Here is a 7,410-nt window from a genome sequence, read left to right on the forward strand (position 1 = left end):
AACGTACCATCCGCATAACCCGTCGCGATCCCCTCCGCGGCCAGCCAGCAGATATCATCACGATGCGGAGTCGACGCCGACACATCCGAGAACGAACACGACACCGGCTCAGGATCCGGCTTCGGAGTGGGAGTCGTGCCGCCGTTACCACCCGACGAGGAACCGCCGGTGGCCTGCCACTGCGCGTACAGGGTCAGGCCGTCCGCGGGCAGTTCGACCTCCTGGCCGGCCTTGTACGCGGTGCCCTTGCCGTCCTTCAAGGTGTTCCAGCCCGTGAACCGGTAGCCGGAACGCGCGAACCCGTTGACGGCGACCTTCACCTTCGCGCCGGCCGCGCCCTCGGTGGGATTCATCGTGCCCGTGCCGCCGTTCGCGTCATACGTGACCTGGGCCTTGGCCAGGACCGTGACCGTGACCCGCACGTCGCCCGCGTCGTCGGGCAACGTGGCCTTCAGGGTCTTGACCGTTCCGGCCTTCAACGTCTTCCAGTCGATGGCCTGACCGTTCTCGGTCGCATCCCATCCGGCGGTCAGGTTGCGGACCGCGCCGCCCTCGTACGTGACCTTCACCGACTTCGGCAGCACGGGCTCGCCGCCCTGCCAGTACGTCACGCCCGCCGGCTGCTCCACCGACTTGACCGTGCCCGAGTAATGCGGCGTCACCGTCAGATTACCTGCGACATCAGTCTGGTTAACAGCGTTGGCGGGACGCTGGTCCCACGAGGTGATCGGCGTCGTCTGGTCGTACGCGCCCGCGTATTGCGGGTACTGGCTCAGATCGTAGTCGCTGGTCCACGTCCAACCCGTGAACGTCAGACCCTTCACCTCGGGGGCCGGGGTCGGCAGGACGAACCGGCCACCCCTCTGGCCAATCGCATAATACTTCGCCGCGTCATCAGGCAGCTTCACACCCTCCGGCAGACCCGACAGGTCATACGACACCGTCCACGCAGCCTTCCACTGCGCGACCCACGTGAACTCACCCGCACCGACGGTCTGCACAGCACCGGGTTGAAGCAGCTCATAACGGGTGTAGTCATTCTCATCAGGGTAATTCCGATACAGTTTCCAGCCGGCGAACTCAAGGCCCTCGGACACGTCCGACGGCTTCGACGCCGGAGCCTGCGGAGCAGTAAGCTCTTGAGTCTTGTCTTCTACGGTTTGCAGATGGCGTTCGCTCTTGTCCGAGTCCTGGACGTACACGCGCACATGAGGCCACAGGGGAAGATCAATCTCATTTCCTTTCGAATCCACGATCTCCGGGTTGGCGTTCGCGAAAATGAAGGCATCCCAGTAATCGCTATCGGCGTCCACGCCGTCCGGGGCAGTCAAAGGATGCAACCCACCACCAGCAGGCGTCCAGATATACGCCTTCCCGACCTTCTTGGGAAGCCTCACCGCGGCCGCGGCTTCCACGCCATCAAACGTGTACCGGCCGCCCTGGAATTGCAGGTCGTCGACCTCATCGGGCAGGGTAAACGCAGTCACCTGGTTGCGGCCCCAGTCCCATATTCCTCCGGCGAGGATGAGCCTATCCATCTTGGAGGGGAACTTCACACTCGTGAATTCACCACCGGCAAACGCGAGGTCACCAATGTCAAGACTGGTTAGTTTCGTGCCCGTGAAATCAAGCGTCGTGTTCTTCGAATAATCAAACGCCTGGTCATCAATCGTCAACGACGTGCTTTCCGCAGGCCACTCGATCGTGTACGCGGTCGGGTTCTTCGAATCTCCCATGAATGCCGCATTGCCGATCTTGGTGAGCTTGGGCGGCAGCTTCACGCTCTTCAGCGCACCGCCATAGAAAATGTCGTTGCCGATCTCGGTGACCGTGGAGCCGGCCGGGAATATCACCGTCTCCAAGGAACCCGTATTCGCGAACGTGTTGAACCCGCTGAGGTTCTGCAGACGGGACGGGAAGGACAGTTCCTTCAAGCCCTTCGCACCCGAGAACGCATAGCTGCCGATCGTCAGCGGCACGTCGCCGTCGTCGAACGTCAGCTTGTGAATCGGCTGGTCATGGAACGCGCCCAAGTCTTCTACGGGCAATCCGTAAATCTCGGTCACGTTCGCGGAGATGTTCAGGTCATAGCACGAATGGCCCTCGGCGAGGAATTCACTCGTGAAACCCTTGACCACGGTCTTCTGGTCGTCGCCCCATTTGAATTTGTCCGCGTTCTTGGCCGTGTCGACCGCCACGCAGTCGTCCGCGGCCTGCGTGGGCGTCGTGTCCTCGGCGTTCGCCATGGGCGTCACCGCCAGCGATCCCAATGTGCATATGGCCGCCATCAACGCCAGAAGTCGTTTGGCGGGTCTACGGTTCTCCACTCCCATTTCCCGTACCACCTTGTCTCTTCAGATAAATCTCTTTGAAATATGGGAACAACAGGGACAGCGCAGCCATCCTTATTAGCCACGAATACCCCCCCCCCCCCAACGACTTTCCACGTCCATATCACGGACATCGTGTCGCACTGCGAAAACATTCGCAACAGCGGGAAAACTTTCATCCCCATACCGGCGCATGCCATGCCGATACGGGTTGTCACCACTCTCGCTTCGTTGCGGGCTCACGTGACGGAGGGGGTTTCTCACATTCAATGCGTTCGGCGTGCCGCCAATGATTCCAACGGTTCCAGGTAGGGGGTCATGTTCGCGCGCCAAGCACCCATGCCCTGCGGCCCGATGCTGATGATCACATCGATCGCTTCGAGGAAAGGACAGATACGATGCCGCAATCCATCCCCTTCACCTTCGCGGAAGGCTTCCAGCGCACGCCCCAGGATCTCATCGCGGCCGCGATGACCGTACAGAAGGTCGGACCGAAGACGGTCTGGAACGCGCAGGCCGGCCGGCAGGAGCAGAAGAAGAGCCGGCGCGGTATCCCGCAATGGACCGCGTATACGTTGTTCACGCCCCTGCCGAACGACTTCATCCATGAGCCGGAGGTCGTGCCCGTCACCGTCACCAGCGAGAAGCAGCCCGACCTCCCGCCGAACACGCGAGTGGAGTTCACGAATTTCGCCACATGGGTCTACACGCGCCAGAACCAGAACGGTCAGACCCATGTATATCGGAGTTTCATGGCGGATGGCGTCCAGCCGGTCGAGGACGAAAATGGCGATTTCTGATTTTTTTCTACCGCTTATCGGTATCATCACAACCGTCGTCATGCTGGCTGCGACCGTATACGGCATACAATGCCGCAGACTCGCCGACATGCTCCACGACCATCTGCCCGCTTCAGCGGGCCCGAAAACGGTGCTCGCATGGTGTTCCATCGGCAGACGTTCCTGGTTCGTCTCCAACAAGGTTACGGAACGGGACATAGTCCGGGCACTCAACGAGGTCGCCGGTCTCTATCCGGGGTGGATCGCCGAGCACAGACTGTATTCCATTGGATTGGGGTCCAAGTGGGGCCTGACTCTCTATCGGCTTTCCGACAGGTCCATAGACCCTGGGCGCTTGCCCGATGCCTCCATACGTCGTATCCCCATTGGTCTGGATCTGTTCGGCGTGGTCGTGTCCATAGCGGCCGACATGCACACACTCGTGGTAGCCGTCAGCGGATGGGGCAAGTCCAATCTTCTTTCGGTCATGATCCGCCAACTGACGCCCCCGGCCAAGGCCGGAATCTGCGAATTGGACATCATCGATCTGAAAAACGGCATGGAGGCCTCGATGTACGGCGGAGACAAGCACCAAGTGTTCGCCCGTCAGGCATGGACGCTGGAGGAGGCCGTCAGGCTGCTAACCGACCTGGTAGGCGAATGCGACCGACGCGCCGAACTCTCGCGAGGCAGAACACGCATGCTGGAACCGTCCAAGACCCATCCCCGTATCTACCTGTTCATCGACGAGGCGGCCCAACTCCACTCCGGAGGAGACAAGAAACTCTCCGACGAGGCCACACGATTGCTGGATTCCCTGCTGCGCAGAGGCCGTGCCGTCGGCATAGTAGTCATTTCGTTCACGCAGAACCCCAGGGTCTCCTCCATGCCCCTGAGGGCCGGTTTCCCCCAACGTGTGGCCCTGCACCTCAACGACGAGACGGAATCTCGCATGCTCATGGGCGACGAGTGCGTGGAACATGGCGCGGCACCCTGGCGACTCACTCTGCCCGGCAGCGGGTATGCGTGGAATCCCGAACGAGGCGAAGCGCAATATTTCCGCACGCCACTCATCACCGACGCGGAAATAAGCGCCTTCAACACAGACTCCGATACGTCGGAACGCGAACCAGAACACCCTTGAAAAATGCGGGGGCGGCGGACCGGCTACGGCCCGCCGGATATTACCCCCGCATTTTCATCATTTTTCAGTTTTCGACAGGGAAAGGCGCTATCCCGCCATTCCATCGACACACAAAAAGTGCAGACCGGAAAGTGCATCAGTTATTGAAGCATTGCCAGATCATTACAGGGAGTGTTCCATGACGGAGAATCCTGATGAAGTCGGGAATGCCAGCAACAAAGCCACGGATAAGAACGACAAGGATTTCGACCGCATGGTTCGGGCAATCGAACGAAAGTGCGGGCTGAAATCAGACCAAGGGCTGAACACGTTCTTCATCACAGTCAACAACCCGGCGGAACATTATCCAGAATGCGAAGGTAAGACGCCCGAAGAGATAGTGGACTGGGCTCTGGCCAAATGCCTCCGAAACCAACACGGCGAGTTAAGAAAATCCCGTGGGGCGACTGTTTGCTTCGAACGTGGACGGAAGGAACACACCGAACACTTGCATATCGCGCTTTCCTTCACCGGACGCAATGGCGGCAAAGTCGCGACTGTCTTGCGCATCTGGCCGACCGCGGATATCGAACGGGCCGAAGGCTCCGTGGAACAAATTCACGAGTACTTGTCCAAGACCGGCGAGCATGCCGACAAGGAGGATACGACCGTTATTCCTCCGAAGCATGACGGAGAACCAATCATAGCCAACCCTCGACAAAAAGGATCCAAAGGTGAACGAGAGCCCATCGATCCCGCCTCATTATCCAAACGTGACCTTCGTTTCCAAGCATTGCGGAAAGCCGTGTTCGCCGGCAAAAGCGAAAAGGATATCTGGGCGGACGATGTTCTCGGTGTCTACGCCGCCGAATTGAATTATCCTCTGCAAAAGTTGCTGCAATTGCGGGATGAAGCCTACGACCGGTATCGTTCCAGGCAACGCAACGTCAAAACGCTGTAGGTCTTGGTCCTTTCCGGAGCGTCTTCTACGATTACGGAGATCGCCATCAGACGCGGTTTGGAGTCTCGTCGTAGACGGTTTGGCGATTGGGGCGAGTGGAAACTCGGCTCAGTATTTCAACCAACTATCTCCACCACAACAACAGCACTGTTTGTGGACGCCAGGATTCGAACGATGGCATCTGACGAAGAGCTTGAGCGTCTGATCTCAGGAGTGCCGCTTCAGGTGCCCGCGAAATTCAATCAAGCGTTTTGGGCGGCTTGGGATACGGTGGTGGTTCTGGCATTGGACGATCCGTCGCCGGTGATGATGACGACCAGCATGTTACGGGTCGTTCCCGTCCAACGGGCGAACTCGTTAAGCGCCACCTGCGAACTGATTACAAAAATCCTCTGCGGCAACGAAGCCACCGACATACACACGGGGAAGAGCGTTCCTCTCCGACATTCAATCACTGCCAATACAGCGGCGGATGTCAATTCCAATAAAACAATACAAAAAGCCATTGAAAGAGGAAACGACGATGGTGATAATTCCAAGAACCATGACAATGCCTGAAGTCATGAAGGCGCTGCATATGTCCCGTAAGAGCGTGGAGCGTCTCTGCGACAGCGGACGGCTGAGGTACGCGAAGCCATCCCCACGCAAGATTCTCGTCTATGCAGAGGACATGGAAAAGCTGCTTCACCCCATCAATCGGTGAGCGCAGCTGCTTCCGATTCCAATTGCCGGAGCCATTCACGGGCTTCGGCAATTCTTTTGTCCAGTTCCTCATGACTTGGCCGAGTTGACTGATTTAGGTAAGCTCCCCACCGGTTTGCCGCCTGCCGCATTCTCTCCGGATCAGACCGTTGATATATGGCTTCGACGGTCACGGCCGTGTGTCCTGAGGCTTCCATGGTCTCGGCCAACGTGGCCCCTCCGATATGATGTAAGCCTGAATCATAAGTGGCGCGCAAGGTATGGAAGTGGGCATCCTCGCGTCCGGCGAGCCCCTTCACCTGGTCGAAATGCTTCCGCAAAGTAGAGGGAGGCAGAATGCTGCTCTGTTCTCCGGTGAACATGAAGGCATCAGGATCCTCCGGCACCATCGCAAGATGTGCGACGATATCAGGCATGATGTCATCGGGAATAACGACGGTTCGATAGGACGACGTAGTCTTCGGCGGTTTAAGCCGCAGAAAACCGCGATCCTTCTCACCACGTCCCAAAGAATGCCAGACCGTAACAGTTCGTTTCCTCAGATTGATATCCTTACGCCGCAGCGCACAGGCCTCCGATTCACGTAGTCCGCATCCAATGGCCAGGCACGCCGCGGCACGGGTCCGGTCCGGCATGGCTTGTCTGATGATCTGCCATTCCTCTCACGTGATCACGGGAATCATGGACTGCTTGCTTCTGGCTGGCCGGGGAGGCGTAGGAATGCCCTCAGCGGGAGACTTTTCCAGCAATCCTTCGGCTACGGCAAGTCTGAGTATACGTTTGAGCGCCTTGACCGCATTGTGGATCGCATAGGAGCCCAAACAGCGATTGTCCGTAATCCACCGGTTAATCTCCGCAGAGGTAATGTCCCCGATTGGCCGGTCGCGGAAATCGGCATCCAACGTGTGCTTCACATCATTTTCCAGCTTTCGCATGCTGGCATGCTCCAGCGGAAGACCATCTGGCTTGCGCACGGTCTCCAGAAAACGCGCAGCTACATCCGCATAGGAAGTACGTGCCCTTTCCTCTTCCAGACGCTTGCGTCGTTCACGCTCACGCGGCGGAAGCCAATCCGCTTCCCCACGCTGATAGGACTTGACCAGTTCATGTTCTTTCAGTAGCCATGCCTCAGCTTCACGCTTGGTCGGAAAGCTACGCGAAACCTCCCGGTGCCCTGCGCTCTTAGGATCCGGATATGTGGCACGGTAGAACACCACAATCCTGCCATCCTTGAGCCGGCGCGTCTTCTTCTTGGCGCTACCCCATACACCTGCTGTTCGAGTCATGCCAACAGTATGGTGGTTTCGTGCCCCTATAAATGCCCCGGAAACCTGCGCCCCCTAGGGTTTACTGGCACTGGACGGCTTTCGCACCACCCCGCGAAAACGGGGTTATAGGAACCAAACGTGGTGTTTATGACCGGGGTTTGGCCTTGTAGCAGTAGGCGTGTCGGGGTGGTTTTAACGCGATGTCGTATTAAAGGCCGCCGGTCAGGCCGTCCGGTGCCTGTTCGAT

Annotated in this window: 8 protein-coding genes; 5 read left to right on the forward strand and 3 right to left on the reverse strand. The window is 58.4% G+C overall.

The window, feature by feature from the left end:
• Nucleotides 1-2,333, reverse strand: a 2,333-nt coding sequence (locus KIH81_RS11795) for a leucine-rich repeat protein (RefSeq protein WP_214305500.1), incomplete at its 3' end; no start/stop codon positions are given.
• Nucleotides 2,334-2,728: 395 nt separating this feature from the next.
• Between KIH81_RS11795 and KIH81_RS11800 the strand changes: the two genes are divergently transcribed.
• The 5 genes from KIH81_RS11800 (at nt 2,729) to KIH81_RS12415 (ending at nt 5,896) form a co-directional block, all read left to right on the forward strand.
• A complete protein-coding gene (locus KIH81_RS11800) occupies nt 2,729-3,130 on the forward strand; it encodes a hypothetical protein (RefSeq protein ID WP_214305501.1) in 402 nt (133 codons plus the stop codon).
• Between the two features lie 40 nt (nt 3,131-3,170).
• Nucleotides 3,171-4,253, forward strand: coding sequence for an FtsK/SpoIIIE domain-containing protein (locus KIH81_RS11805; protein WP_214305502.1), 1,083 nt, complete (start codon nt 3,171-3,173; stop codon nt 4,251-4,253).
• 178 nt (nt 4,254-4,431) lie between these two features.
• Nucleotides 4,432-5,193 (forward strand): hypothetical protein, encoded by a 762-nt coding sequence (locus tag KIH81_RS11810; protein ID WP_214305503.1) that lies wholly within the window; start codon nt 4,432-4,434, stop codon nt 5,191-5,193.
• A 174-nt stretch (nt 5,194-5,367) separates the two neighbouring features.
• Nucleotides 5,368-5,751 (forward strand): hypothetical protein, encoded by a 384-nt coding sequence (locus KIH81_RS11815; protein WP_214305504.1) that lies wholly within the window; start codon nt 5,368-5,370, stop codon nt 5,749-5,751.
• Between the two features lie 19 nt (nt 5,752-5,770).
• Entirely contained in the window at nt 5,771-5,896 is a 126-nt protein-coding gene (locus KIH81_RS12415) for a hypothetical protein (RefSeq protein WP_420829155.1), read from the forward strand.
• Here the strand turns inward: KIH81_RS12415 and KIH81_RS11825 are convergent.
• Nucleotides 5,886-6,530, reverse strand: coding sequence for a tyrosine-type recombinase/integrase (locus KIH81_RS11825; RefSeq protein ID WP_214305506.1), 645 nt, complete (start codon nt 6,528-6,530; stop codon nt 5,886-5,888). The two genes, KIH81_RS12415 and KIH81_RS11825, sit on opposite strands and share 11 nt — an antisense overlap.
• Nucleotides 6,531-6,557: 27 nt before the next feature.
• Nucleotides 6,558-7,181: a hypothetical protein gene (locus KIH81_RS11830; RefSeq protein ID WP_214305507.1), complete on the reverse strand. Its 624-nt coding sequence runs from the start codon at nt 7,179-7,181 to the stop codon at nt 6,558-6,560.
• Nucleotides 7,182-7,410 lie beyond the last annotated feature (229 nt).

It is taken from the genome of Bifidobacterium miconisargentati (assembly GCF_019331675.1).
Lineage (GTDB): Bacteria > Actinomycetota > Actinomycetes > Actinomycetales > Bifidobacteriaceae > Bifidobacterium > Bifidobacterium miconisargentati.